A 23,829-nucleotide genomic window follows, 5' to 3' on the forward strand; every position below is an offset into this window, starting at 1 on the left:
CCTCGTCGGTCGTGCCGACGAGAATTGCGGCGTCGTACTCTGCCAGGACACCTTTGATCGAGGGAGCGTTGCCGTCACGCTGCTCGCACAGCAGGGTCGCGGACACGAGCTGCCCGCGCAGCGAGTCGTTCAGTGGGTCAGTGTTCGAGGTGCGGCGCCTTCAGCAGCCTGGGGTGACCTCTCGCCACCGCGTCAGTCGCACCCCGCCACCGCCTGCCGCACCGCCCGCTCCCACCGCCCCATCAGCTCCGCGGCGCGCTCGCGCGGCATGGTCGGCAGGAAGCGGCGCTCGACCTGCCACTGCGCGGCCAGCTCGTCCAGGCCCTTCCACACGCCGGTGGCCAGGCCGGCCAGGTAGGCGGCGCCCAGCGCGGTGGTCTCGGTGACCTGCGGGCGCACCACCGGGATGCCCAGCAGGTCGGCCTGGAACTGCATCAGCAGGTCGTTGACACTGGCGCCGCCGTCGACGCGCAGTTCGCCGACCGGCGCGGCGCCCGCGGCCTGGGCGTCGCGGCTCATGGCCTGCAGCAGCGCGGCGCTCTGGAACGCGATGCTCTCCAGCGCCGCGCGCGCGATGTGCGCCACCGTGCTGCCGCGCGTCAGCCCGGTGACGGTGCCTCGCGCGTCGGGCTGCCAGTACGGCGCGCCCAGCCCGGTGAACGCGGGCACGAAGACCACGCCGCCGCTGTCGGGCACGCTCTCGGCCAGCGCCTGCACCTCGCTGCTGGCGTGGATCGCGCGCAGCCCGTCGCGCAGCCACTGCACCACCGCGCCGCCGATGAACACGCTGCCTTCCAGCGCGTACTCGCGCGCGCTGCCCACCTGCGCCGCGGCGGTGGTCACCAGCCCGTTGGCCGAGCGCTCGAAGCGGCTGCCGGTGTGCATCAGCATGAAGCAGCCGGTGCCGTAGGTGTTCTTCGCCAGCCCGGGCGAGAAGCAGGCCTGGCCGAACAGCGCGGCCTGCTGGTCGCCGGCGATGCCGGCGATCGGGATCGCGGCGCCGAGCAGTGCCGGGTCGGTCTCGCCGTAGACGTGGCTCGACGGGTGCACGCGCGGCAGCAGGCTGTCGGGCACGTGCAGCGCGGCCAGCAGGTCCTTGTCCCACACGTGGTGGCGCACGTCGAACAGCATCGTGCGCGACGCGTTGCTCACGTCGGTGGCGTGCACGCGCCCGCCCGTCAGCTTGAACAGCAGCCAGCTGTCGACGGTGCCGAAGGCCAGCTCGCCGTGCGCGGCGGCGATGTGCGCGCCGTGCACGTGGTCCAGCAGCCAGCGCACCTTGGTGCCGCTGAAGTACGGGTCGATGACCAGCCCGGTGGCGGCGCGCACGTGCTCGGCCACGCCGGGCATCGCGCGCAGCTGCGCACACAGCGGCTCGGTGCGCCGGTCCTGCCAGACGATGGCGTTGGCCACCGGCTCGCCGGTGCGGCGGTGCCACAGCAGCGTGGTCTCGCGCTGGTTGGTGATGCCGATGGCGCGGATCTCGCGCGCCGCCAGCCCGGCCTGGGCGATGGCCTCGCGCGCGGTGGCCAGCTGCGTGTCCCAGATCTCGTCGGCGTCGTGCTCGACCCAGCCGGGCTGCGGGTAGATCTGGCGGAACTCGCGCTGCGCCATCGCCACGACGCGCCCGGCGCTGTCGAACACGATGCTGCGCGAGCTGGAGGTGCCCTGGTCGAGGGCGAGCAGGTAGGTCATCGGTAGACTCCGCGGCCAGCGAAGGGGTGGACGGCCGGCGAGCGCGCAGGATAGCCCGCGGCCTGCGGCGCGCCAGCCCGGACGCACCCTGCCGCCCGCCCTGCCCACCTGCACCGCCTTGAACCCGCACGCCCAGCCCCCTGCCGACGCGCCGCCCGAGCGCTGCGACGTGCTGGTGGTCGGCGGTGGCATCAACGGCGCGGGCATTGCGCGCGACCTGGCCGGGCGCGGCTGGCGCGTGTGCCTGGCCGAGCGCGACGACCTCGCGTCGCACACCTCGTCGGCGTCGACCAAGCTGATCCACGGCGGGCTGCGCTACCTCGAGCACTATGAGTTCGCGCTGGTGCGCAAGGCGTTGGCCGAGCGCGAGGTGCTGCTCAGGAGCGCGCCGCACATCATGTGGCCGCTGCAGTTCGTGCTGCCGCACGACGCGGCGATGCGCCCGGCGTGGATGATCCGCGCCGGCCTGTTCCTGTACGACCACCTGGCACGGCGCGAGGTGCTGCCCGGCTCGCGCGGCGTCGACCTGCGCACGCACCCGGCCGGCGCCGCGCTGCAGCCGCGTTTCACGCGCGGCTTCGTTTACGCCGACGGCTGGGTCGACGACGCGCGGCTGGTGGTGCTGGCCGCGCTCGACGCGCGCGAGCGCGGCGCCGCCGTGCTGACGCGCTGCGAGTGCGTGGCCGCGCAGCGTGGCACCGACGGCTGGACGGCGACGCTGCGCGACGCCTCGCGGCGCGAGCACCGGGTGCACGCGCGCGCGCTGGTCAACGCCGCCGGCCCCTGGGCCGAGGCCTTCCTGCGCAGCGTCGCGCGCCCCGCGGCCGGCGAGGCGCTGGCCACGCGGCACCTGCGGCTGGTCAAGGGCAGCCACGTCGTGGTGCCGCGCTGCTTCGAGCACGACCACGCGTACATCTTCCAGAACCCCGACGGGCGCATCATCTTCGCGATCCCGTACGAGGGCGATTACACGCTGATCGGCACCACCGACGTCGAGATCGAGGGCGACCCGGCGGCCGCGCGCATCGACGCCGACGAGACCGCCTACCTGTGCGCGCAGGCCAGCCGCTACCTGCGCCGGCCGGTGCAGCCGCAGCAGGTGGTGTGGAGCTACAGCGGCGTGCGCCCGCTGCTCGACGACGCCAGCGGCGACCCGTCGGCGGTCACGCGCGACTACCTGCTCGAGACCGGCGCCGAAGGCGGCGCGCCGCTGCTGACCGTGTGGGGCGGCAAGATCACCACGTTCCGCAAGCTCGCCGAGGACGCCGCCACCGAACTCGGCCGCCTGCTCGGCGACACGCGCCGGCCGTGGACCGAAGGCGCCTTCCTGCCCGGCGGCGACCTGTCGGCGTTCATCGGCGCGCCGCAGCGCCCCGACACCGATTTCGAGCGCTTCGTCGCCGCGGTGCTGCAGCGCCGGCCGTGGCTGCCGCCGTCGCTGGCACGACGCCTGTGCCGCGCCTACGGCAGCCGCATCGGGCGCGTGCTGGGCGACGCCGCGACGCTGTCCGACCTGGGCGCCGAGCTCGCCCCGGGGCTGCACGAAGCCGAGCTGGCGTACCTGCAGCGCGAGGAGTGGGCCCGCGACGCCGACGACGTGCTGTGGCGACGCAGCAAGCTGGGGTTGCGCTGCGACCCGGCGCAGCGCGAACGCGTGGCGCGCGCGCTGGCCTGACGGTCCGGGGTGGGCGGCGCGGGGGACGCGTGTCACCATCGCGCCCATGCAGGTCGTGCCCGAACGCTTCGACCACGCGGCCGACGTCGCCGAGTTCCGCCGCCCGGCGCACCGCACGGGCGTCGAGCTGTACCGCGCGCACATCCTGCGCCACGCGTTCGAGCCGCACGCGCACGCCGGCTTCGGGCTCGGCGCGATCGACGCGGGTGTCGAACGCTTCCGCTACCGCGGCGCCGACCACCTGGCGCCGGCGGGCACGCTGGTGGCGATGAACCCCGACGAGCTGCACACCGGCCGCGCCGAGACCGCCGGCGGCTGGCGCTACCGCATGCTCTACGTCGAGCCCGCGGTGATCGAGGCGGTCAGCGGCGAGCGCGGCTGGTGGTTCGCCGGCGCGGCCGTTCACGATCCGCCACGGGCCGCGCGGGCCGGCGCGCTGCTGCACGCGCTTTGGCACGCCGACGAGCCGCTGGCCTTCGACTGCGCGCTGGCGCAGGTGCTCGAGCTGTTCCGCGCCGACGCGCGCGTCGCGCAGCCGCCACGCGCCGAGGCCGCGCCGCGCTTCGCCGCGGTGATCGACCACCTGCACGCGAACCTGGCCCGGCGGCTGACGCTGGCCGAGCTGGCCGGCGTCGCGGGGCTGAGCCCGTTCCACTTCCTGCGCGCGTTCCGCAGCCAGCACCACGCGACGCCGCAGCAGATGCTGATGGCGCTGCGCCTGCGCGACGCGCAGCGCCGTCTCGCCGCCGGCGAGGCGCCGGCCGACGTGGCGGCGGCGGTCGGGCTGGCCGACCAGGCGCACCTGACGCGCGCCCTCGCACGCCGCTACGGCGTGACCCCGGCGCAGTACCAGCGCCAGCTGCGGCTGCGCTGAGGCCGCGCGCCGCAATCCGGTACAAGACGCGCGCGCCGCGCCGCGGCACACTGCGCGCCCCATGCCCCACCGCACCGCGCTGATCACCGGCACCACGTTCGCACTGGCCGCGGGCCTGACGTGGGGGCTGGTGTTCATCGCGCCGCTGCTGCTGGCCGAATACCCGCCGGCGCTGCTGAGCTTCGCGCGCTACCTGGCGTTCGGGCTGATCGCGCTGCCGCTGGCCGCGCTCGACCGCCGCCGGCTGGCGCAGCTCACGCGCGCCGACTGGCGCGAGGCGCTGAAGCTGGCGCTGGTGGGCAACCTCGTCTACTACCTGTTCCTCGCCAGCGCGATCCAGCACGCCGGCGGACCGCTGCCGACGATGATCATCGGCACGCTGCCGGTGGTCATCGCGGTCAGCTCGAACCTGCGCGACGCGCAGCGTGACGGCCGCCTGCCGTGGCGGCGGCTGGCGCCGTCGCTGGCGCTGATCGGCGCCGGCATCGCGCTAGTCAACCAAGCCGAGCTGGCGCACCTGCGCGCCGACCCGGCGGCCGACCTGGGCCGCTACGCACTGGGCGCGCTGCTGGCGGTCGGCGCCGTCGCCTGCTGGACCTGGTACCCGCTGCGCAACGCCGACTGGCTGCGCGCGCACCCCGACCGCTCGCCCGCCGTGTGGGCCACCGCGCAAGGGGTGGCGACGCTGCCGCTGGCGGCGCTGGGCTTCGCCGGGTTCTGGCTCGTCGACGCGTTGCGCGGCGGCGCGTTCGCGATGCCCTTCGGCCCTCGGCCGGCGCTGTTCGTCGGGCTGATGCTCGCGCTCGGGCTGCTGGCGTCGTGGCTGGGCACGCTGTGCTGGAACGCCGCGAGCCAGCGCCTGCCGACGACGCTGGCCGGGCAGCTGATCGTGTTCGAGACGCTCGCCGCGCTGGCCTACGCGCTCGCGCTGCGCGGCGGCGCACCCGACGCGGCGACGCTGGCCGGCATCGCGCTGCTGGTGGGCGGCGTGGTCATCGCGCTGCGCGTGCGGCCGGTGGCGGCCGCGCCGAACCCGGCCTGAGCCGCAGGCGCCGCGGCCTTGTCATCGGTGCACTGCGCCACGCGCGACACGGCACCCATGGCCCCGGCGCCCTCGGGCGCACCGAAGGCGCAACGGGAAAGGATGCCGGTCATCGTGCGCCGGCGCGCTGCGCGGCGATCCAGTCGTCGACCACGCGCTGGAGCACCGGCAGCGGCAGCGCGCCCTGGCCGAGCACGGCGTCGTGGAAGCGGCGCAGGTCGAAGCCCAGCGTCTCGGCGTACAACGCCCAGCCCTCGAAGTGCGCGGTGACGAACGCGCCACGGCGGAATGCCGGCAGCGCGGTGTGGAAGCCGCCCCGCGAACCCAGGCTCATCGTGCGCCAGCCCTCGAACGCCTGGAACGCGACCTCGTCGACGCGCTGGTGCACGAACAGGTCGAGCGAGACGCGGTCGGCCGGCGCCAGCGCGTCACCGACGCCGCGCCACCGATTCGGGAAACCGGCCATGGCTGCCTCCTTGCCGTGCGCCGGCGTGCGGCCCCGGCGGACAAGGGTATCGCCGACGCGCTGCGGCCGCGCCTCAGCGCGCGACGTCGACCACCGTGCGCCCGCGCACCTGGCCGTCGAGCACGCGCGGCGCGCGGCCGATCGCCTCGCTCAGGCCGATCTCGACCGTCATCGCGTCGAGCTTCTCCGCGGCGAGATGGCGCGCCATCAGCGCCCAGGCCTGCTCGCGCTCGGCGTTGGGCACCAGCACGCTGTTGATGCCGTACAGCGTGACGCCGCGCAGGATGAACGGCATCACGGTCGCCGGCAGGTCGCTGCCCTGCGCCAGCCCGCACGCGGCCACCGCGCCGCGGTAGCGCGTCTGCGCGCAGGCGTTGGCCAGCGTGTGGCTGCCCACCGTGTCGACGACGCCGGCCCAGGTCTCCTTCTGCAGCGGCTTGCCGGGCAGCGCCAGCGCGGTGCGGTCGACGATGCGCGCCGCGCCGAGGCGGTGCAGGTAGGCCGCTTCCTGCGGCCGGCCGGTCGACGCGACCGCGGTGTAGCCCAGGCTGCCCAGCAGCGCGAGCGCGATCGAGCCGACGCCGCCGGCCGCGCCGGTGACCAGCACCTCGCCGTCGCCGGGCGCGACGCCGTGGCGCTGCAGCGCCATCACGCACAGCGCGGCAGTGACGCCGGCGGTGGCGACGGCCATCGCGCTGCGCGGCGTGAACGGCGGCGGGATGCGCAGCAGCCAGCCGGGGTCCACGCGCGCCTTGCGCGCCAGCCCGCCCCAGTGGTTCTCGCCCAGGCCCCAGCCGGTGACGACGACCGCGTCGCCGGGTCGCCAGTCGGGGCTGCGGCTGGCGGCGACGGTGCCCGCCAGGTCGATGCCCGGCACCATCGGCCAACTGCGCACGATCGCGCCGCGGCCGGCGATCGCCAGCGCGTCCTTGTAGTTCAGCGTCGAGTACGCGACGTCGACCGTCACGTCGCGATCGGGCAGGGCCGACTCGTCGAGCGCGGTCAGCGCGGCGTGCGTGCGGCCGTCGTCGCTGCGCGTGAGCAGGATGGCCTCGAACATCGGCGTTCTCCTTCGGGCGGGGCCGTGCATGATCCCATGGCACGCGCGGCGCTGGCATAGCATCGGGGCATGCTCACGCCCGAACAGCTGCTGGCCTTCCTCGCGGCCGCGGTGCTCGTCACCGTGTCGCCGGGGCCCGACAACCTGATGGTGCTCGGTGTCGGCATGTCGCGGGGACGCCGCCGCGGCGTGGCGTTCGGGCTGGGCTGCGCGCTGGGCTGCCTGAGCCACACCGCGCTGGCGGTGGCCGGCGTCAGCGCGCTGCTCGCCGCGTCGCCGCTGGCGTTCACGCTGCTCAAGGTGGCCGGCGGCGCGTACCTGGTGTGGCTGGGCGTGCAGGCGCTGCGCAGCCGCGGCGGCGTGCGCGTCGGCGACGCGGGCGCGGCCGCACCGTCGCTGTCGGGGCTGTTCGCGCGCGGCGTGGTGGCCAACGCGATCAACCCGAAGGTGGTGCTGTTCTTCCTGTCGTTCCTGCCGCAGTTCGTCGCAGCCGACCGCGGCGGCGTGGCCACGCAGATCGCCGCGCTGGGCGTGGTGTTCACGCTGCAGGCGGCGCTGCTGTTCGGGCTGCTGGGCTGGTTCGCCGGCACGGTCGGCCAGTGGCTGACGGCGCGCCCGCGCGCCGGGCTGTGGCTGGACCGGCTGGCCGGGGCGATCTTCGTCGGCCTGGGGCTGCGGCTGATCGCGTCGCGTTGAGCGGGTCGGTCGCGCGAGGAGCGCGGCGTTCGCGCGCCGGCGCCGCCGTTGCCCGGACAACGGCCGCGGGCTCGCGGCGCGATCAGCCGAGCGCGTCGTCGAGCACCTCGACCCAGTGCCGCACCGGCAGCGGCGTGCCGCTTTGCAGGTGCTGGATGCAGCCGATGTTGGCGCTGATGATGACCTGCGGCTCGAGCGGCGCCAGGTGCGCCAGCTTGCGGTCGCGCAGCGGGTAGGCCAGCGCCGGCTGCAGCACGCTGTAGGTGCCGGCCGATCCGCAGCACAGGTGGCTCTCCTGGGCCGCGAGCTGCACGTCGAAACCCAGCGCGCGCAGGCCCTGCTCGACGCCGCCGCGCAGCTGCTGGCCGTGCTGCAGCGTGCACGGCGGGTGGTACGCCAGCCGTTTCGGCGGCGGGCCGGCGCGCCGCGCCGCCGCGGTCTCGGCGGCGTGCGCCAGCCGCTCCTGCAGCGCCGGCAGCAGGTCGGGCAGCAGCTCGCTGAGGTCCTTGGTCAGCGCGGCGATGCGCCGCGCACGGTCGGCGTAGGCGCTGTCGTGCGCCAGCGCGTGGCCGTACTCCTTCACCGTGACGCCGCAGCCCGAGGCGTTCATCACGATCGCCTCGACCTCGCCGCGCTCGACGTGCGGCCACCAGGCGTCGACGTTGCGGCGCATGTCGGCCAGCCCGCCCTCGTGGTCGTTCAGGTGCGCGCGGATCGCGCCGCAGCACCCCGCGCCGTCGGCGACGACGGTCTGGATGCCCGCGGCGTCGAGCACGCGCGCGGTGGCGGTGTTGACGTTGGGCATCATCGCCGGCTGCACGCAGCCGGCCAGCAGCAGCACCTTGCGCGCGTGTTCGCGCGCCGGCCAGCGGCGCGCGGCGGTGGCGACCGGCACCTTGGCCTTCAGCGCCGCCGGCAGCAGCGGGCGTACCCGCTGGCCGAGCTTCATCGCCGGCGCGAACAGCGGCGAGGTCAGCCCTTCCTTGAGCAGCCAGCGCACCGCGCGTTCGCCGGCCGGGCGCTCGACGCGCTGCTCGACGACGCGCCGGCCGATGTCGAGCAGCCGGCCGTACTGCACGCCGCTGGGGCAGGTGGTCTCGCAGTTGCGGCAGGTCAGGCAGCGGTCCAGGTGCAGCTGGGTCTTGCGCGTGACGGATGCGCCTTCGAGCACCTGCTTCATCAGATAGATGCGCCCGCGCGGGCCGTCGAGCTCGTCGCCGAGCAGCTGGTACGTGGGGCAGGTGGCGGTGCAGAACCCGCAGTGCACGCACTTGCGCAGGATCGCCTCGGCCGCCTGGCCTTCGCGGGTGGACTTGAACTCTTCGGCAAGCGCGGTCTGCATGGGGGTGGAGTCAGGAGAAGCGGAACGCCAGCGGCAGCAGCAGCGCGGCGAGCACCACCTGCAGCCCCAGCGCGAGGCCGGCGTAGGCGCCGGCGTCGGCGTCGACCTGCAGCGCGCGCGCCGCGCCGATGCCGTGCGATGCGGTGCCCAGCGCGAAGCCGCGCACCGCCGGCGTCGCGACCCGCAGCGCGTCGAACAGGTACTTCGCGCTGACCGCGCCGACCAGCCCGGTGAGCACCGCGAACGCCGCGGCCAGCGCCGGGATGCCGCCGACCCGCTCGGCGATGCCCATCGCCACCGGCGCGGTCACCGACTTGGGCGCCAGCGACATCACCACCTCGTGCGGCAGGTCGAGCGCCCGGCCCAGCGCCACCGCGGACGCCGCCGCCGCGCCGCCGCCGGCGAGCGCGGCGAGCACGATCGGCCCGGCACGGCGGCGCAGCTCGGTGCGGCGCTGCCACAGCGGCCAGGCCAGCGCGACCACCGCAGGGCCGAGCAGGAAGTGGATGAACTGCGCGCCCGAGAAGTAGGTCGGGTAGGGCGTGCCGCTGACCAGCAACAGCAGCGCGAGCACGATCACGCTGGCCAGCACCGGGTTGGCCCACGGCGGATGGCCCAGCCGCTGCGCCGCCATCTGCGCGACGACGTAGACGCCCAGCGTCGCCGTCAACCCGAACAGCGGCGTGGCCGACAGGTATACCCACAGCTCGACGAAACCCTCCACGGCGGTCCTTCAGGCCGGCTGCGCGCGCGGCAGCAGCGCGCGCAGCACGAGCGCGGTGACGACGAGGCCGACCCAGGTCGACACCACGACCACCACCGCCATGCGCACGCCGTGGCGCGCGATCAGGTCGAGGTGCACGACGACGCCGACGCCCACCGGGACGAACAGCAGCGACAAGTGCGCGAGCAGCACCTCGGCGGCGGCCTGCACCGGCCGGCGCAGCGCGTCGACGTGGAGCAGCGCCCACAGCAGCAGCAGCCCGAGCACCGGGCCCGGCAGCGGCGCCAGCGTCAGCCGCACCAGCACCTCGCCGGCCGACTGGCACAGCAGCAGCAACGCCAGGCCCCGCAGCGCATCCATCGTCGGCGCGCGTCAGAGCCCGGGCACCAGGCGGCCGCGGTTGAACACGCGGTCGGGGTCGAACGCGGCCTTCAGCTCACGGTGGATGCGCGCCAGCGCCGGCGACAGCGGCGCGAACACGCCGCCCGCGCGGTCGCCGCCGCGGAACATCGTCGCGTGGCCGCCGGCCGCGGCCGCGGCGCCGCGCACGGTGTCGGCCGGCGAGTCGGTGACCAGCCAGCGCTGCGCGCCGCCCCACTCGACCAGCGGGTCGCCGGCCAGCGCCAGCGGCGGCGCTGTCGGCGGCAGCGACAGCCGCCACAGCGTCGCGCCGGCGTCGACCGCGGCGCGCGCGGCGGCGAAGAACTCGTCGCGCTGGTCGCGCAGCCCGTTCCAGAACGCGTCGGCCAGCGCCGGATCGACCGCCTCGCCGCCGAGCTGCTCGGCGGCCGCGTGCACCGCCGCCGCCGCGCCCGACAGCCGCAGCGCCAGCGTGCCGCGCCACCAGGCGCTGGCGTTGAGCGGCAGCGGCTGGCCGCCCCATTCGTTGAGCCGGCCGATGGCCTGCGCCTGGTCCAGCTCGAAGCGCAGCGTCGCGGTGGCCGGCGGGCGCGGCAGCACCTTCAGCGAGACCTCGCAGATCACGCCGAGCACGCCCAGCGAGCCGGCGAGCAGGCGCGAGACGTCGTAGCCGGCGACGTTCTTCATCACCTGGCCGCCGAACGTGAGCACCTCGCCGCGGCCGTTGAGCATCGTCGCGCCGAGCACGTAGTCGCGCACGCCGCCGGCCGCGGCGCGTGCCGGGCCGGCCAGCCCCGCAGCGACCATGCCGCCCACCGTCGAGTCGGCGCCGAAGCGCGGCGGCTCGAACGGCAGGCACTGCCCCTGGTCGGCGAGCACGGCCTCGAGCTCGGCCAGCGGCGTGCCGGCACGCGCCGTGACCACCAGCTCGCTGGGCTCGTGGCTGCTGACGCCGGCCAGCTCGCGCAGGTCCAGCGGCTCGCCCGCCGGCACGCCGCCGTAGAACGCCTTGGTGCCGCCGCCGCGGATGTCGAGCGCGGTGCCCTGCGATCGCGCGGTGCGCACCTGGTCGACGAGGCGTGCCAGGGCCTGGTCCATCTCATGCCTCCCGCGCGTCTTGCGACGTGGTCTCCACCCTGCTCGTACGCGAACCAGCGGCCGCCGTGCAACCGGCTGCGCCGGGCCGCTGGCGGCGCCCCCTGCGGGAAGGCGCCGAAGGCGCTACGGGGGGGACCATCAGAACCGCTCCAGCTCGGGGAACGGCAGCAGGCCCTTGCTCACGTGCATCTTGCCGTACTCGGCGCAGCGCGCGAGCGTGGGCACGACCTTGCCCGGGTTCAGCAGCCCGGCGGGGTCGAAGGCGCGCTTGAGCGCGCGCATCTGCTCGAGCTCCCCGGGGCTGAACTGCACGCACATCGAGCCGAGCTTCTCGATGCCCACGCCGTGCTCGCCGGTGACGGTGCCGCCCAGGCGCACGCTGGTTTCGAGGATGTCGGCGCCGAACAGCTCGCAGCGGCGCAGCTGGTCGGGGTCGTTGGCGTCGAACAGGATCAGCGGGTGCAGGTTGCCGTCGCCGGCGTGGAACACGTTGGCGCAGCGCAGGCCGTACTTCGTCTCCATCGCCTGGATCGCTTGCAGGATGTCGGCCAGGCGCTTGCGCGGGATCGTGCTGTCCATGCACATGTAGTCGGGGCTGATGCGCCCGCTGGCCGGGAACGCGTTCTTGCGCCCGCTCCAGAAGGTCAGCCGCTGCGCCTCGTCGCGGCTGACCTCGAGCCGCGTGGCGCCGGCGCCCGACAGCACGCCGAGCATGCGGTCGATCTCCTCGGCCACCTCCTCGGGCGTGCCGTCGCTCTCGCACAGCAGGATGGCCTCGGCGCCGAGGTCGTAGCCGGCGTGCACGAAGTCCTCGACCGCGGCGGTCATCGGCTTGTCCATCATCTCCAGCCCCGCCGGGATGATGCCGGCGGCGATCACCGCGGCCACCGCGTCGCCGGCCTTGCGCACGTCGTCGAAGCTGGCCATGATGCAGCGCGCCAGCCGCGGCTTGGGCACCAGCCTGACGACCACCTCGGTGACCACCGCGAGCATGCCTTCGCTGCCGATCACCGCGGCCAGCAGGTCCAGCCCCGGCGCGTCGAGCGCCTCGCTGCCGAACTCGACCGGTTCGCCGTCGGCGGTGAAGCCGCGCAGCTTCAGCACGTTGTGCACCGTCAGGCCGTACTTCAGGCAGTGCACGCCGCCCGAGTTCTCGGCCACGTTGCCGCCGATCGTGCAGGCGATCTGGCTGCTCGGGTCGGGCGCGTAGTACAGCCCGTGCGGTGCCGCGGCCTCGCTGATGGCCAGGTTGCGCACCCCGCACTGCACGGTGGCGGTGCGGCTGGCGGGGTCGACCTCGAGGATCCGGTTGAACCTGGCCAGGCTCAGCGTCACGCCCAGCGCGTGCGGCAGCGCGCCGCCCGACAGCCCGGTGCCGGCACCGCGCGCGACCACCGGCACGCCCAGCCGGTGACAGGCCTTGAGTACCGCGGCGACCTGCGCCTCGGTCTCGGGCAGCGCGACCACCAGCGGGCGCTGGCGGTAGGCCGTGAGCCCGTCGCACTCGTAAGGCGTGGTGTCCTCGCCGTGCCACAGCAGCGCGTGCGCCGGCAGCTCGCGCTGCAGCGCCGCGACCACCTCGGACTGGCGCGCCGCGCGGTCGGCGGCGGACGCGGCAGCGGGTTCGGGGGCGTTCATCGCGGGCTCCTCGGCGGCAGGGGCGGGCAGGCGCGGTGGCGGCGGCCACGGCGAAGTCACTTTAGCGCGTGCCGCGTGCACGCCGCCGTCGCCGGCGTCAAAACCGCTTTGTGCTGCGGCGGGGAATCGACCTCAGCCGCCGGCGCCGGGCGCGTGCGCGTACAGCACGTGCGCGCGCAACGCGTGGCCCTCGGGGATGCGCGGGTGCTCGAACCGCGCCACCTCGACCAGCCCGATGCGTTGCATCACACGTTGCGACGGCCCGTTCACCGACGCGGTGTACGACACGATCGGTGCGACCGGCACATCGCGCGCGTACGCCAGCACCAGCCGCGCCGCTTCGCTGGCGTAGCCGCGGCCCCAGGCGCCGCGCGCCAGCCGCCATCCGATCTCGTGCGCCGGGCGCGACAGCGCGGCCGGCAACGGGATGTGCTCGGGCACCGTCGACAGCCCGACGAAGCCGGCGAACGCCAGCTCGGGGGTCTGCAGCGCCCACTGGCCCCAGCCGTGCGCAGCCATCCAGGCTTCGATGCGCTCGGCCCACGCGTCGCTGGCCTCGCGCGTGAGCGGCGCGACGAAGTGGCGCATCACCTCGGGGTCGGCGTTGAGGGCCGCGAACGGCGCCCGGTCGTCGGCCCGCCACGGGCGCAGACGCACGCGCGCGCCGACCAGTTCGACCCCGCCGCTCACACCGGTGCGTCGCAGAACACCGTGAGCACGCCGGTGTAGCCGTACAGGTGGCGATGGCCGATCTCGCCGCCGGCGAAGAAGCCCACCAGCGGCACGTCGCCGAGCGCGCGGCGAACGATCTGCAACTCGGCCGACGGTGCGCCGAAGTGCGGCCCGCCGCGCCCGGCGCAGCTGACGTAGACCGCGCCGAGCATGCGCGCGGCCGCGTCGGGCGGCGCCGCGGCCCTGCGCCGGCGCGCGCGCGGCGCGCGGGCGGCGACCGGCAACGCTCCCTCGGCGCGCGCCGGCTCGGTGTCGGGGCTCAGCTCCTCGCGGATCTCGGTGCAGATGCGCACCAGGTCGCGCCGCGCGGCGGCGACGTCGCGCTGGCAGAACGCCAGCCGCATGCCGGGCTCGACGCGGTCGGCCACGGCGATCGAGCGTTCGCCCGGATCGATGCCCACCAGGTGGCGCACGCGCGTGTCGACGCCGAACAGGCCGGCACGGCGCGGCGTCGCGGCATCGGACTCGGGGTCGCTCAGGCCGACCAGCGTCGCGCGGATCCTCGCCAGCGCCGCGCGCGGGTGGTTCGCGTCGGCGCCGAGGTCGCGCAGCAGGCAGTCGAGCGCGGGCTCGCCGTCGAGCGTGCGCACGACGTTGCGCTCGGCGGCGGTGACGCGGCGTGCCGGCGCGAGCGGCTGGCAGCCCTGGGTGACGCGCGACAGCAGCGGCACGTCGCGCGAGAACGCCACGCCCGACAGCCCGCCGCGCAGCACGCCGTCGGCGAACTGCAGCACCGCGCCGCGCGACGACGCCAGCCCGCCGAACAGGTAGCCCGAGGCGGTGCGATCGGCGAGCTCGCCGATCAGCTCGCCGAGGTCGGGCGTGGTGCCGTCGGCGTGCACCAGCGCGGTGTGCGTGGGGAACGCGCCCAGCGGCTGCGCGCCCGAGAACACGCGCAAGCGCTCGCGCGGCAGTGCCGCAAGCATCAGCGCCAGCGCCGGTTCGTCGATGTACTCGACGCCGCCGGCGGCGACGCCGACGCCCACGGTGCCGGCCCAGGCCACGCCGGGCCACTGCCGGCGCAGCGCGTCGAGCAGCGCTTCGGCGTCGCCTGCGTAGTGGTCGGTGACGTACAGCAGCCCCAGCGTCGGCGCCGCGGCGCCGCGGCGGCGCTGCGCATCGATCTGCGCCAGCGCCAGCGACAGCGCCATGCGCCAGTCGGGGTGCGTCGCGTGGGCGTGCCAGAAGCGCATCGGTGCAGTGTGCGACAGTCGCGCGCGGCTGTCGCGCGCGGCGTGGCGATGCCCGACCGCGCCGCTGGGATCGGTCGGCGCGCGTGAGCGCGCTTCCTGCGCTGACTCGCTGACGTGGTCCGAGCGCAGTGAACCGTAGGCGAACGCGGCGAGTTCGGCCGCGCGGCCTCGGGCCGGGCAGCGCAGCGGAGGCGGCCCGCAGGGCCGGCCGCCACAGGGGGAGCCCGCAGCGGGTGCCACCTGCCGCGACGCGCCGCCTCAGCCGTCTCGCGACGGGCGGCGCCGGCGCGCCGCGGCCGACGGCGACTTCGCGCCGCGCGCAGCCCGCGACGCGGACGGCGCGGGTTCCGGCACCGACGGGCCCGGCGCGCCAGCGCCCATCGCCGGGGCCGCCGCGGCGGCGGCCGCACCACCGTCCTGCAGCGCCTTGGTCGCGATCTCGGTGAACTGGCGCGTCAACGCCCCCCACCACTGCATCGGGTCGACCGCGCCGGACGGCGCCGCGCCAGCCTCGGCGGCGGGTGCCGCTGCCGGGGCGGCCGAGCGCGCACGCGCGCTCTTGCGCGCCGCCGGGCGCGGCGCAGCCTCGGCCGGTGCGGGCGCCGCCTGCGGCAGACGGATGGTCAACGCGTCGCGCAGGTCGCCCATCTGCACGTTCATGTTCTTCAGCGTCGACAGCGTCATGCGCTGCACCTCGAGCGCCTGGATCGTCGTCGCGAGCATGCGCGCGTTCTGCTCGAGCCAGAACTGCACCGTGCGCAACTCGCCGATGCGCTTGTCGATCTCGTCGGCGTCGAGCGTCGGCGCGACCCACTGGCCGACGCTGGGCAGCGTCGAGCCGGCGTTCTTCACCAGGTTCTGCAGGAACTCGAAGCCGGGCACCAGCTTCGTGAAGTCGGCGGCGTCGCTCATGCAGTCGTCTCCTCGCGGTGTCGCGCCGATGCGGCGTGCGCGGCATTGTGCATGCCACCGCCCGCTGCGGCGACACGGCGACACCGACGGGTAAGCCCCGAGCCCCCGGCGCGCCGGCACGGCTACATTGCCTGCCGATGCTCGATCGAGGACACGCGATGGCACCCGCAAGCAACGATGGACTGGCCCGAACCGGGTCGCGCTGGCGCCTGCGCCTGGCCGTGGTCGCGGTGGCCGCGCTGGTCGCGGCCTGCGGCGGCGGCGACCCCGGCGAGCCGGGCACCGGCGCACCGGCCGGTGCGCCGACGGCGCCGCCGGCCGGCGGCTTCGCCGCGCTGGTGTCGTTCGGCGACAGCCTCAGCGACGTCGGCGCGTACACGCCGGCCACCGTGGTGCCGGGCACCGATCCGCCGCTGTACATCGGCGGCAAGTTCACGACCAACGGCCCCGGCGGCACGGTGTGGGTCGAAGCGCTGGCCGCGTCGCTCGGGCTGCTGGTCACGCCGGCCGAGGTCGGCTTCGCCGGTCAGTCGATCGCCTGCCCGGCTGCGGCGCAGGGGCTGGCGACCACCTGTACCGGCTACGGGCAGGGCGGCTCGCGCGTGACCAGCCCCGACGGCATCGGCAAGTCGGGCGGCGCGCTGACGGTGCCGGTGAAGACGCAGATCGCCAACCACGTCGCGCGCTTCGGCGGCTTCAAGGCCGACGACCTGGTCGTCGTCTTCGGCGGCAACAACGACGCCTTCGTGCAGTTCGGTGCCTTCACCGCCGCGGCGCAGCAGATCCAGGCCGACGCGCAGGCCGGCCGGATCACGCCGACGCAGGCGCAGCAGCTGCTGCTGCAGGCACAGCTCGACGCGTTCGCGCAGATGAAGCAGGCAGCGCTCGAGCTGGTGGCGTACGTGAAGAGCGACATCCTCGCGCGCGGCGGGCGCTACGTGCAGGTGTGGAACCTGCCGGACTCGACGCTGACGCCGTTCGGCCAGTCGCTGCCGGCCGAGGTGCGCCCGGTGCTCGCCGACCTGGTCGACATCTTCAACCTGTGGCTGCGCGACGGCCTGGCCGGGCAGCCGGTGCGCATCGTCGACGCGAACGCGCTGTTCCGCGACGCCTACCTCAACCCGGGCCAGTACGGCATCGTCAACAACACGGTGCCCGCCTGCGACGCGGCGAAGATCAACGCGATCACCGCCGGCGCGGTCGCCGACGGCTCGTCGCTGTTCTGCAACGCCACGCCGGGCGCACCGTTCAACGGCCTGCGCGCCGGTGCCGACGCGCAGACCTGGCAGTTCGCCGACGGCGTGCACCCGACCACCGGCGGGCACCGGCTGCTGGCCGACATCGCGCTGCAGCAGCTCAAGTCGTACGGCTGGGTGAACTGAGGTTTCGACGAGGACCGCTCCATGAACCGCAAGCTTCAGTTCGTCGTCGCCGCCGCCACCCTGTGGTGCGCCGGCGCCGCGCAGGCCCAGTCCGACGCGTCGGGCCGCTGGTCGGGCCTGTTCGCCACCCCGGCCGCGCAGCCGAACGTCGTCAAGGGCGGCGCGATCCTGTACCAGACCCACTCGCGCACCAACGGCATCCACGGCATCGGCATCCCGCCGGGCGCCGACGCCGAGACCGGCGACGCGTGGACGCTGCTGCTGACCTACGAACGGCTGGTCACGCCGAACTTCGGTGTCGAGCTGGTGATCGGCTGGCCGCCGAAGATCGAGGCCAAGGCGACCGGGTCGGTGGCCTTCCTCGGCGATCGCGTGCTCGAGGCGCGCAACGTCGCGCCCACGCTGCTGTTCAACTACCACTTCGGCCGCGAGGGCGACCGGCTGCGCCCCTACCTCGGCGCCGGCATCAACTACACGCGCTTCACCGACATCGAGACGACGCTGCCGGTCGAGCGCGTCGAGATGGGCGATTCGTGGGGCCTGGCGCTGCAGGCGGGCATCGACTACCAGCTCACGCCGCGGTGGGGGCTGTTCGCCAGCATCGCGCGCGTCGACGTCGAGAGCAAGCTGGTCGCCGTCGGCTCGACGGTGCTGAAGACGACGATCGACTTCCGGCCGATCACCTACGCGTTCGGCGTGTCGTACCGCTTCTGACCGCGCGGTGGCGTCACGTCAGCGCCAGCGCCAGCGCCTGGCGCAGCGCCTCGGCCGCGGCCTGCGCACGCACCGCGGCGCGGTCGCCGCCCAGTTGCAGCCGCCGCGCGTCGCCGGCGCCGTCGCGCCGTGCCCACGCCAGCCACACCAGCCCCACCGGCTTGCCCGGCGTCGCCCCGCCCGGCCCGGCGATGCCGGTGACGGCCAGCGCCAGATCGGCGCGCGAGTGCGTGACCGCGCGCGCGGCCATCGCACGCGCCACCGGCTCGCTGACCGCGCCGTGCGCGGCGATCAGCGCCGCCGGCACGCCGAGCAGCTCGACCTTCGCGTCGTTGCTGTAGGTGACGAAACCGCGCTCGAACCAATGGCTCGAGCCGGCCACCGCGGTGCACGCCGCGGCGATCAGGCCGCCGGTGCAGCTTTCGGCGGTCGCCAGGCGCCAGCCGCGCGCGCGCAGCGCCGCGGCCAGCGGCAACACCAGCGCCTCGGCGGCGGCGACGTCGAGCAGCGGGTTCATCGGGCCGCCCCCGCGCCGACGCGTTGCGATGCGAGGGCCTCGCAACGGCCGTGCGCGCTCACAGCCAGTGCCACGCGGCGATCACCAGCAGCGTGCACAGCGCGGCGACCAGGTCGTCGAGGAGGATGCCCAGACCCTGCGCCCAGCCGGGCGGGCGGCCCGGCACGGCCTTGAACGCGCGGTCGGCCCAGCGCACCGGGCCCCACTTCACGGCGTCGAAGAAGCGAAACAGCGCGAACGCCGCGGCCTGCGCCCAGAAGCCGGCCGGCATCACCAGCCACAGCACGATCCAGAACGCGAGCACCTCGTCCCAGACGATCGCGCCGGGGTCGCCCTGGCCGAGGTCGCGCGCGGTGCGCGTGCACGCCCACCAGCCCAGCGCGAACGCGGCCAGCAGCACGAGCAGCCAGCCCAGCGGGTCGAGCCAGCGGTCGAGCAGCACGAACGCGAGCCAGGCCCACAGCGTGCCTACCGTGCCCGGCGCCCAGGGCGACAGCCCGCTGCCGAAGCCCAGCGCGATCCAGCGTGCCGGATGACCGCGCATGAAGCGCGCGTCGGCGCGGCGCGGTGCCGCCGGCGGCGCCTCGGCGGGCAGCGGGGCGGCGCTCGCGCTCATCGGGTTGCGAAGTGGTCGAACGCGCCGAAGTGACCGCCGACCGGCTCGCCGCGCGCGTCGACCAGGCGCAGGCCCGGTGCGGCGTCGATGCGGCCGATGCGCCGCACCGCGACGCCGGCCTGCGCCGCCGCCGAACGCACCGCGGCCTCGCGCGCCGGCGGCGCGGTGAACAGCAGCTCGTAGTCGTCGCCGCCCGACACCGCGCACTCGCGCCGCAGGTCGGCCGGCAGCGCCGCCAGCGCCGCGCTCACCGGCAGCGCGTCGACGTCGACCACCGCGCCGACGCCCGAGCGCCGCAGCACGTGGGCCAGGTCGCCGACCAGCCCGTCGCTGAGGTCGATCGCCGCGCTGGCCACGCCGCGCAGCGCGACGCCCAGCGCGACGCGCGGCTGCGGGCACTCCATCGCCAGGCGCAGCGACTCGAGGTCGGGCGACACCGGCACGCGGCCGCGGAACATCTCCAGCGCCAGCCGCGCGTCGCCCAGGCCGCCGCCGGGGGCGTGGCTGACCCACAGGTCGTCGCCTGCGCGGGCGCCGCTGCGCAGCAGCGCCTGCCCCGCGGGCACCTCGCCGAACACGGTGATGCACATCGCCAGCGACCCGGCGGTGGTGTCGCCGCCCACCAGCTCGATCGCGTGCGCATCGGCCAGCGCGTACAGCCCTCGCGCGAAGCCGTCGAGGAAGTCCTCGTCGACGCGCGGCATCGCCAGCGCCAGCGTGAACGCCAGCGGCCGCGCACCACAGGCCGCGAGGTCGCTCAGGTTGACCGCCAGCGCCTTGTGGCCGAGCCGCTCGGGCGCGACGGTCGACAGGAAGTGGCGCCCCTCGACCAACATGTCGCACGACACCGCGAGCTGCCGGCCCGGCGCCGGCGCGAGCAGCGCGCAGTCGTCGCCGACGCCCAGCGGCGAGCGCCGCGCCGGGCGCTGGAAGTACTTCGCGATCAGGTCGAACTCGCCGAGGGCCATGCGGCGCATTGTCGCCGCGCCCCACCGCGCGCGCGGTGCTAACGTGCAAGCGCACCGCCACCGCCCCGCAGCCGAGAACCCGCGATGACCGCCCCGTCGACCGAGCCCGCCCGTGTGACCGCCTGGTCGCCGCTGGGCAGCCCGGTGTTCCGCATGCTGTGGATGGTGTGGGTCACGGCCAACGTGTGCATGTGGATGAACGACGTCGCCGCGGCGTGGCTGATGACGCAGCTCGCGGCGACGCCGGGCTGGGTGGCGCTGGTGCAGACGGCGTCGACGCTGCCGGTGTTCCTGCTCGGCCTGGCCAGCGGCGCACTGGCCGACATCGTCGACCGGCGCCGTTACCTGATGGTCACGCAGGTGTGGGTCGCGGCGGTGGCCACGCTGACGTGCCTGGTGCTGGCGTTCGGCGTGATCTCGGCGCCGCTGCTGCTGGCGCTGACCTTCGCCAACGGCATCGGGCTGGCGATGCGCTGGCCGGTGTTCGCCGCGCTGGTGCCAGAGATCGTGCCGCGCGCGCAGCTGTCGCCGGCGCTGGCGCTCAACGGCATCGCGATGAACGCGTCGCGCATCATCGGCCCGGTGGTCGCCGGCGCGATCATCGCCGGCGCGGGCACGCTGTGGGTGTTCGTGCTCAACGCGCTGCTGTCGATCGGCGCGGCGGCGGCGATCTGGCGCTGGAAGCGCGAGGCGCAGGCCAAGGCGCTGCCGGCCGAGCGCTTCGTCGGTGCGATCCGTGTCGGCCTGCAGTACGTGCGGCAGAGCCAGCGCATGCACGTGGTGCTGCTGCGCGTGGCGCTGTTCTTCATGCAGTCGACCGCGCTGCTGGCGCTGCTGCCGCTGGTCGCGCAGGGCCTGCGCGACGGCGGTGCCGGCAGCTTCACGCTGCTGCTCGCGTGCATGGGCGCCGGCGCGGTGTTCGCCGCGGCGCAGCTCACGCGGCTGCGCGAGCGCTTCAGCTTCGACGAGATGGTGTGGTGGGGCTCGTTGCTGCAGGTCGCGGCGATGGTCAGCGTCGCGCTCGCACCGAACGTGTGGCTGGCCGCGCCGGGCATGCTGCTGGTCGGCGCGGCCTGGATCTCGGTGGCCAACTCGCTGACGATCTCGGCGCAGTTCGCGCTGCCCGACTGGGTGCGCGCGCGCGGCATGTCGATCTACCAGATGGCGCTGATGGGCGGCGCGGCGCTCGGCGCCGCGCTGTGGGGGCAGGTGGCCACCTACACCTCGCTGCGCAGCGCGCTGCTGCTGTCGGGCGCCGCCGGGCTGCTGATCGTGCTGGCGACGCGGCGCCTGAGCGTCGAGGCCGCCGCCGACGAGGACCTCACGCCGTCGCCGCTGACCCCGCCGGCCACGCCGTCGCCGGTCGCGCCCGACGACGGCCCGGTGCTGGTGAGCATCGAGTACCTGATCGACGAGGCCGACGACGAGGCCTTCCGCGCCGTGATGCGCGACACGCGCCGCGCGCGGCTGCGCCAGGGCGTGCTGTCGTGGTGGCTGTTCCGCGACGCGACGCGCCCGGGGCGCTACGTCGAGTACTTCGTCGACGAGTCGTGGCTCGAGCACCTGCGGCGCTTCGACCGCATGACCGCCGCCGACCATGCGCTGCGGCTGCGCCGCAACGCGCTGCACCGCGGGCCGACGCCGCCGGTGGTCACGCGCAGTCTGGCCGCGGCGGTCGATGCCGGCTGAACGGGCCCGGGGGGTGCCGCCCGTGGGTTCGGGCGCACGGGGTTCCGTGCCGACCGGCGTGCCGCGCCTGGTCGGCCCCGCGCCGCCGCGCTATCGCGCCGCGTTGGCGTCGGCCACCGTCAGCGCGGTCATGTTGACGACGCGGCGCACGGTGGCCGACGGCGTCAGGATGTGCACCGGCTTGGCCGCGCCGAGCAGCACCGGGCCGATCGCGATGCCGCCGCCGGCGGCGGTCTTCAGCAGGTTGTAGCTGATGTTCGCCGCGTCGATGTTCGGCATCACCAGCAGGTTGGCCTCGCCGTGCAGCGTGCTGCGCGGCATCAGCTCGCGGCGGTAGGCGGCGTCGAGCGCGGTGTCGCCGTGCATCTCGCCGTCGACCTCGAGCCACGGCGCGCGTTCGCGCACCAGCGCCAGCGCGTCGCGCATCTTCACCGCCGACCGGTGGTGGCTCGAGCCGAAGTTCGAGTGCGACAGCAGCGCCGCCTTCGGCGCGACGCCGAAGCGCTTCATCTCCTCGGCGGCGAGGACGGTGATCTCGGCGATCTGCTCGGCGCTCGGGTCGGCGTTGACGTGCGTGTCGACGACGAACACCTGCCGCCCGGGCAGGATCAGCCCGTTCATGCAGGCGTAGGTGTCGACGCCCGGGCGCCGGCCGATGACCTGGTCGACGAAGGCCAGGTGCATCGCCGTCGTGCCCCAGGTGCCGCAGATCAGCCCGTCGACCTCGCCCTTGTGCAGCAGCATCGTGCCGATCAGCGTCAGGCGGCGGCGCATCTCGATCTTCGCCAGCTGCTGCGTCACGCCGCGCCGCTCCATCATGCGGTGGTAGGTCTGCCAGTAGTCGCGGTAGCGGTGGTCGTGCTCGATGTTGACGACGTCGTAGTCGCGCTCCTGCTGCAGCCGCAGGCCGAACTTCTCGATGCGCTGCGCGATCACCGCGGGCCGGCCGATCAGCGTCGGGCGCGCGAGCTGCTCGTCGACCACCACCTGCACCGCGCGCAGCATGCGCTCCTCCTCGCCCTCGGCGTAGGCCACGCGCTTGTGCAGCGCGCGCTTGGCAAGGTTGAAGATCGGCTTCATCGTCGTGCCCGACGCGTAGACGAAGGTCTGCAGCTTCTCGCGGTAAGCGTCGAGGTCGACGATCGGCCGCGTGGCCACGCCCGAGTCGGCCGCCGCCTGCGCCACCGCCGGCGCGATCTTCATCATCAGCCGCGGGTCGAACGGCTTCGGGATCAGGTACTCGGGGCCGAAGCTCAGGTTGGCGCCGGCGTACGCGGCGGCCACGACCTCGCTCTGCTCGGCCTGCGCCAGCTCGGCGATCGCGTGCACCGCGGCGACCTCCATCGTGTCGGTGATCGTCGTCGCGCCGCAGTCGAGCGCGCCGCGGAAGATGTACGGGAAGCACAGGACGTTGTTGACCTGGTTCGGGTAGTCGGTGCGCCCGGTGGCCATCACTGCGTCGTCGCGCACCGAGCGCACCTCCTCGGGCAGGATCTCCGGCGTCGGGTTCGCGAGCGCGAAGATCAGCGGCCGCGGCGCCATCTTCGCGACCATCGCGGGCTTGAGCACGCCGCCGGCCGACAGCCCGAGGAACACGTCGGCTTCGCCGATCACGTCGTCCAGCGTGCGCGCCTCGGTGACCTGCGCGAACTCGGCCTTGTCGGGGTCCATCAGCTCGGTGCGCCCGGTGTAGACGACGCCGGCGAGGTCGGTGACCCACACGTGCTCGCGCCGCAGACCCAGCTTGAGCAGCAGGTTCAGGCACGCCAGCGCCGCGGCGCCGGCGCCCGAGCACACCAGCTTGACCTCGCCGATGTCCTTGCCGACCACCTGCAGCCCGTTGAGCAGCGCCGCGCCGACGACGATCGCGGTGCCGTGCTGGTCGTCGTGGAACACCGGGATCTTCAGCCGCTCGCGCAGCCGGCGCTCGACGTAGAAGCAGTCGGGCGCCTTGATGTCCTCGAGGTTGATGCCGCCGAAGGTCGGCTCGAGCGCGGCGATGATGTCGACCAGCCGGTCGATGCTCTTCTCGTTGAGCTCGAGGTCGAACACGTCGATGCCGGCGAACTTCTTGAACAGCACCGCCTTGCCTTCCATCACCGGCTTGGACGCCAGCGGGCCGATGTCGCCCAGGCCCAGCACGGCGGTGCCGTTGGTGACCACCGCCACCAGGTTGCCGCGCGCGGTGTAGCGGAACGCGTGCGCCGGGTCGGCGACGATCTCCTCGCACGCGGCGGCCACGCCGGGCGAGTACGCCAGCGCCAGCTCGCTCTGGTTGGTCAGGCTCTTGGTCGCGGTGACCGCCAGCTTGCCCGGCACCGGAAACTCGTGGTACTCGAGCGCGGCGCGGCGCAGCTCGGCACGGGGTTGGTCCTTCGACGTCATGGCAGGCGGCTCGCGTGGCGACGGGGCGCCGATTGTAGGAGTCGGGGTCGG

The 23,829-nt window shown here is 74.8% G+C and carries 22 protein-coding genes; 7 read left to right on the forward strand and 15 right to left on the reverse strand.

Going from position 1 to position 23,829, the window contains the following annotated elements:
* Positions 1–192: 192 nt before the first annotated feature.
* Positions 193–1,695 carry a glycerol kinase GlpK gene (glpK, locus tag PKC53_RS05000; protein ID WP_324426944.1) on the reverse strand — a complete coding sequence of 501 codons (1,503 nt, stop codon included), beginning with the start codon at positions 1,693–1,695 and terminating at the stop codon, positions 193–195.
* Positions 1,696–1,813: 118 nt separating this feature from the next.
* Here glpK and glpD point away from each other — a divergent pair, with 118 nt between their 5' ends.
* The 3 genes from glpD to PKC53_RS05015 all read left to right on the forward strand — a co-directional run bounded on the left by glpD (position 1,814) and on the right by PKC53_RS05015 (position 5,286).
* Positions 1,814–3,370, forward strand: coding sequence for a glycerol-3-phosphate dehydrogenase (gene glpD, locus PKC53_RS05005; protein ID WP_324426945.1), 1,557 nt, complete (start codon positions 1,814–1,816; stop codon positions 3,368–3,370).
* Between the two features lie 46 nt (positions 3,371–3,416).
* A complete protein-coding gene (locus PKC53_RS05010) occupies positions 3,417–4,244 on the forward strand; it encodes an AraC family transcriptional regulator (protein WP_324426946.1) in 828 nt (275 codons plus the stop codon).
* Positions 4,245–4,323: 79 nt separating this feature from the next.
* Complete coding sequence (locus PKC53_RS05015) at positions 4,324–5,286, forward strand: DMT family transporter (protein WP_324427084.1); 963 nt, start codon at positions 4,324–4,326, stop codon at positions 5,284–5,286.
* A gap of 109 nt (positions 5,287–5,395) precedes the next feature.
* On the opposite strand, the gene PKC53_RS05020 is transcribed toward PKC53_RS05015, so the two are convergent.
* Together PKC53_RS05020 and PKC53_RS05025 are read right to left on the reverse strand one after the other, a co-directional pair.
* The gene (locus PKC53_RS05020) at positions 5,396–5,752 is read right to left on the reverse strand and encodes a hypothetical protein (protein WP_324426947.1); all 357 of its coding nucleotides are present in this window, start codon (positions 5,750–5,752) and stop codon (positions 5,396–5,398) included.
* Between the two features lie 73 nt (positions 5,753–5,825).
* On the reverse strand, positions 5,826–6,812 hold the full coding sequence (locus tag PKC53_RS05025; protein WP_324426949.1) for an MDR family oxidoreductase: 987 nt from the start codon (positions 6,810–6,812) through the stop codon (positions 5,826–5,828).
* Positions 6,813–6,881: 69 nt separating this feature from the next.
* Between PKC53_RS05025 and PKC53_RS05030 the strand changes: the two genes are divergently transcribed.
* Positions 6,882–7,508 (forward strand): LysE family translocator, encoded by a 627-nt coding sequence (locus PKC53_RS05030; RefSeq protein WP_324426950.1) that lies wholly within the window; start codon positions 6,882–6,884, stop codon positions 7,506–7,508.
* 82 nt (positions 7,509–7,590) lie between these two features.
* On the opposite strand, the gene glcF is transcribed toward PKC53_RS05030, so the two are convergent.
* From glcF to PKC53_RS05070, 8 genes are all read right to left on the reverse strand, one after another.
* Positions 7,591–8,850 (reverse strand): glycolate oxidase subunit GlcF, encoded by a 1,260-nt coding sequence (gene glcF, locus PKC53_RS05035; protein WP_324426952.1) that lies wholly within the window; start codon positions 8,848–8,850, stop codon positions 7,591–7,593.
* A 10-nt stretch (positions 8,851–8,860) separates the two neighbouring features.
* Entirely contained in the window at positions 8,861–9,574 is a 714-nt protein-coding gene (locus PKC53_RS05040) for an LrgB family protein (RefSeq protein WP_324426954.1), read from the reverse strand.
* A 9-nt stretch (positions 9,575–9,583) separates the two neighbouring features.
* Positions 9,584–9,934, reverse strand: a complete 351-nt coding sequence (locus PKC53_RS05045) for a CidA/LrgA family protein (RefSeq protein ID WP_324426956.1) — start codon at positions 9,932–9,934, stop codon at positions 9,584–9,586.
* Positions 9,935–9,946: 12 nt separating this feature from the next.
* Positions 9,947–11,032 (reverse strand): glycolate oxidase subunit GlcE, encoded by a 1,086-nt coding sequence (gene glcE, locus PKC53_RS05050; RefSeq protein WP_324426958.1) that lies wholly within the window; start codon positions 11,030–11,032, stop codon positions 9,947–9,949.
* A gap of 138 nt (positions 11,033–11,170) precedes the next feature.
* Positions 11,171–12,670: an FAD-linked oxidase C-terminal domain-containing protein gene (locus PKC53_RS05055; RefSeq protein WP_324426960.1), complete on the reverse strand. Its 1,500-nt coding sequence runs from the start codon at positions 12,668–12,670 to the stop codon at positions 11,171–11,173.
* A 132-nt stretch (positions 12,671–12,802) separates the two neighbouring features.
* Positions 12,803–13,360 carry a GNAT family N-acetyltransferase gene (locus PKC53_RS05060; RefSeq protein WP_324426962.1) on the reverse strand — a complete coding sequence of 186 codons (558 nt, stop codon included), beginning with the start codon at positions 13,358–13,360 and terminating at the stop codon, positions 12,803–12,805.
* Entirely contained in the window at positions 13,357–14,595 is a 1,239-nt protein-coding gene (locus tag PKC53_RS05065) for an FIST N-terminal domain-containing protein (protein ID WP_324426964.1), read from the reverse strand. The genes PKC53_RS05060 and PKC53_RS05065 overlap by 4 nt, the downstream gene beginning before the upstream one ends.
* 258 nt (positions 14,596–14,853) lie before the next feature.
* Positions 14,854–15,507 (reverse strand): PhaM family polyhydroxyalkanoate granule multifunctional regulatory protein, encoded by a 654-nt coding sequence (locus PKC53_RS05070; RefSeq protein WP_324426966.1) that lies wholly within the window; start codon positions 15,505–15,507, stop codon positions 14,854–14,856.
* Positions 15,508–15,665: 158 nt separating this feature from the next.
* On the opposite strand from PKC53_RS05070, the gene PKC53_RS05075 reads away from it, so the two are divergent.
* Positions 15,666–16,889 carry an SGNH/GDSL hydrolase family protein gene (locus PKC53_RS05075; RefSeq protein WP_324426968.1) on the forward strand — a complete coding sequence of 408 codons (1,224 nt, stop codon included), beginning with the start codon at positions 15,666–15,668 and terminating at the stop codon, positions 16,887–16,889.
* Between the two features lie 21 nt (positions 16,890–16,910).
* Positions 16,911–17,603 (forward strand): OmpW family outer membrane protein, encoded by a 693-nt coding sequence (locus PKC53_RS05080; RefSeq protein ID WP_324426970.1) that lies wholly within the window; start codon positions 16,911–16,913, stop codon positions 17,601–17,603.
* A 13-nt stretch (positions 17,604–17,616) separates the two neighbouring features.
* Here PKC53_RS05080 and PKC53_RS05085 read toward each other — a convergent pair whose 3' ends face one another.
* From PKC53_RS05085 to thiL, 3 genes are read right to left on the reverse strand one after another with little or no spacing between them, the layout of a single operon-like run.
* On the reverse strand, positions 17,617–18,120 hold the full coding sequence (locus PKC53_RS05085; RefSeq protein WP_324426972.1) for a CinA family protein: 504 nt from the start codon (positions 18,118–18,120) through the stop codon (positions 17,617–17,619).
* A gap of 58 nt (positions 18,121–18,178) precedes the next feature.
* Positions 18,179–18,736 (reverse strand): phosphatidylglycerophosphatase A, encoded by a 558-nt coding sequence (locus PKC53_RS05090; protein ID WP_324426974.1) that lies wholly within the window; start codon positions 18,734–18,736, stop codon positions 18,179–18,181.
* Positions 18,733–19,704, reverse strand: coding sequence for a thiamine-phosphate kinase (gene thiL, locus PKC53_RS05095; protein ID WP_324426976.1), 972 nt, complete (start codon positions 19,702–19,704; stop codon positions 18,733–18,735). Before thiL ends, PKC53_RS05090 begins: the two co-directional genes overlap by 4 nt.
* Positions 19,705–19,788: 84 nt before the next feature.
* Here thiL and PKC53_RS05100 point away from each other — a divergent pair, with 84 nt between their 5' ends.
* Complete coding sequence (locus PKC53_RS05100) at positions 19,789–21,393, forward strand: MFS transporter (RefSeq protein WP_324426978.1); 1,605 nt, start codon at positions 19,789–19,791, stop codon at positions 21,391–21,393.
* Between the two features lie 90 nt (positions 21,394–21,483).
* Here PKC53_RS05100 and PKC53_RS05105 read toward each other — a convergent pair whose 3' ends face one another.
* The gene (locus PKC53_RS05105; RefSeq protein WP_324426981.1) at positions 21,484–23,778 is read right to left on the reverse strand and encodes an NADP-dependent malic enzyme; all 2,295 of its coding nucleotides are present in this window, start codon (positions 23,776–23,778) and stop codon (positions 21,484–21,486) included.
* Between the last annotated feature and the right edge of the window lie 51 nt (positions 23,779–23,829).

The sequence above is a fragment of the Azohydromonas sp. genome, from assembly GCF_035325925.1.
Lineage (GTDB): Bacteria > Pseudomonadota > Gammaproteobacteria > Burkholderiales > Burkholderiaceae_C > Calidifontimicrobium.

What these genes read in the sequence shown, in the direction of transcription:
- glpK (WP_324426944.1), bottom strand. Translation starts at nt 1,695, where the DNA reads ATGACCTACCTGCTCGCCCTCGACCAGGGCACCTCCAGCTCGCGCAGC.
- PKC53_RS05010 (WP_324426946.1), top strand. Translation starts at nt 3,417, where the DNA reads ATGCAGGTCGTGCCCGAACGCTTCGACCACGCGGCCGACGTCGCCGAG.
- PKC53_RS05020 (WP_324426947.1), bottom strand. Translation starts at nt 5,752, where the DNA reads ATGGCCGGTTTCCCGAATCGGTGGCGCGGCGTCGGTGACGCGCTGGCG.
- PKC53_RS05025 (WP_324426949.1), bottom strand. Translation starts at nt 6,812, where the DNA reads ATGTTCGAGGCCATCCTGCTCACGCGCAGCGACGACGGCCGCACGCAC.
- PKC53_RS05030 (WP_324426950.1), top strand. Translation starts at nt 6,882, where the DNA reads ATGCTCACGCCCGAACAGCTGCTGGCCTTCCTCGCGGCCGCGGTGCTC.
- glcF (WP_324426952.1), bottom strand. Translation starts at nt 8,850, where the DNA reads ATGCAGACCGCGCTTGCCGAAGAGTTCAAGTCCACCCGCGAAGGCCAG.
- PKC53_RS05045 (WP_324426956.1), bottom strand. Translation starts at nt 9,934, where the DNA reads ATGGATGCGCTGCGGGGCCTGGCGTTGCTGCTGCTGTGCCAGTCGGCC.
- glcE (WP_324426958.1), bottom strand. Translation starts at nt 11,032, where the DNA reads ATGGACCAGGCCCTGGCACGCCTCGTCGACCAGGTGCGCACCGCGCGA.
- PKC53_RS05055 (WP_324426960.1), bottom strand. Translation starts at nt 12,670, where the DNA reads ATGAACGCCCCCGAACCCGCTGCCGCGTCCGCCGCCGACCGCGCGGCG.
- PKC53_RS05065 (WP_324426964.1), bottom strand. Translation starts at nt 14,595, where the DNA reads ATGCGCTTCTGGCACGCCCACGCGACGCACCCCGACTGGCGCATGGCG.
- PKC53_RS05070 (WP_324426966.1), bottom strand. Translation starts at nt 15,507, where the DNA reads ATGAGCGACGCCGCCGACTTCACGAAGCTGGTGCCCGGCTTCGAGTTC.
- PKC53_RS05075 (WP_324426968.1), top strand. Translation starts at nt 15,666, where the DNA reads ATGGCACCCGCAAGCAACGATGGACTGGCCCGAACCGGGTCGCGCTGG.
- PKC53_RS05080 (WP_324426970.1), top strand. Translation starts at nt 16,911, where the DNA reads ATGAACCGCAAGCTTCAGTTCGTCGTCGCCGCCGCCACCCTGTGGTGC.
- PKC53_RS05085 (WP_324426972.1), bottom strand. Translation starts at nt 18,120, where the DNA reads ATGAACCCGCTGCTCGACGTCGCCGCCGCCGAGGCGCTGGTGTTGCCG.
- PKC53_RS05090 (WP_324426974.1), bottom strand. Translation starts at nt 18,736, where the DNA reads ATGAGCGCGAGCGCCGCCCCGCTGCCCGCCGAGGCGCCGCCGGCGGCA.
- thiL (WP_324426976.1), bottom strand. Translation starts at nt 19,704, where the DNA reads ATGGCCCTCGGCGAGTTCGACCTGATCGCGAAGTACTTCCAGCGCCCG.
- PKC53_RS05100 (WP_324426978.1), top strand. Translation starts at nt 19,789, where the DNA reads ATGACCGCCCCGTCGACCGAGCCCGCCCGTGTGACCGCCTGGTCGCCG.
- PKC53_RS05105 (WP_324426981.1), bottom strand. Translation starts at nt 23,778, where the DNA reads ATGACGTCGAAGGACCAACCCCGTGCCGAGCTGCGCCGCGCCGCGCTC.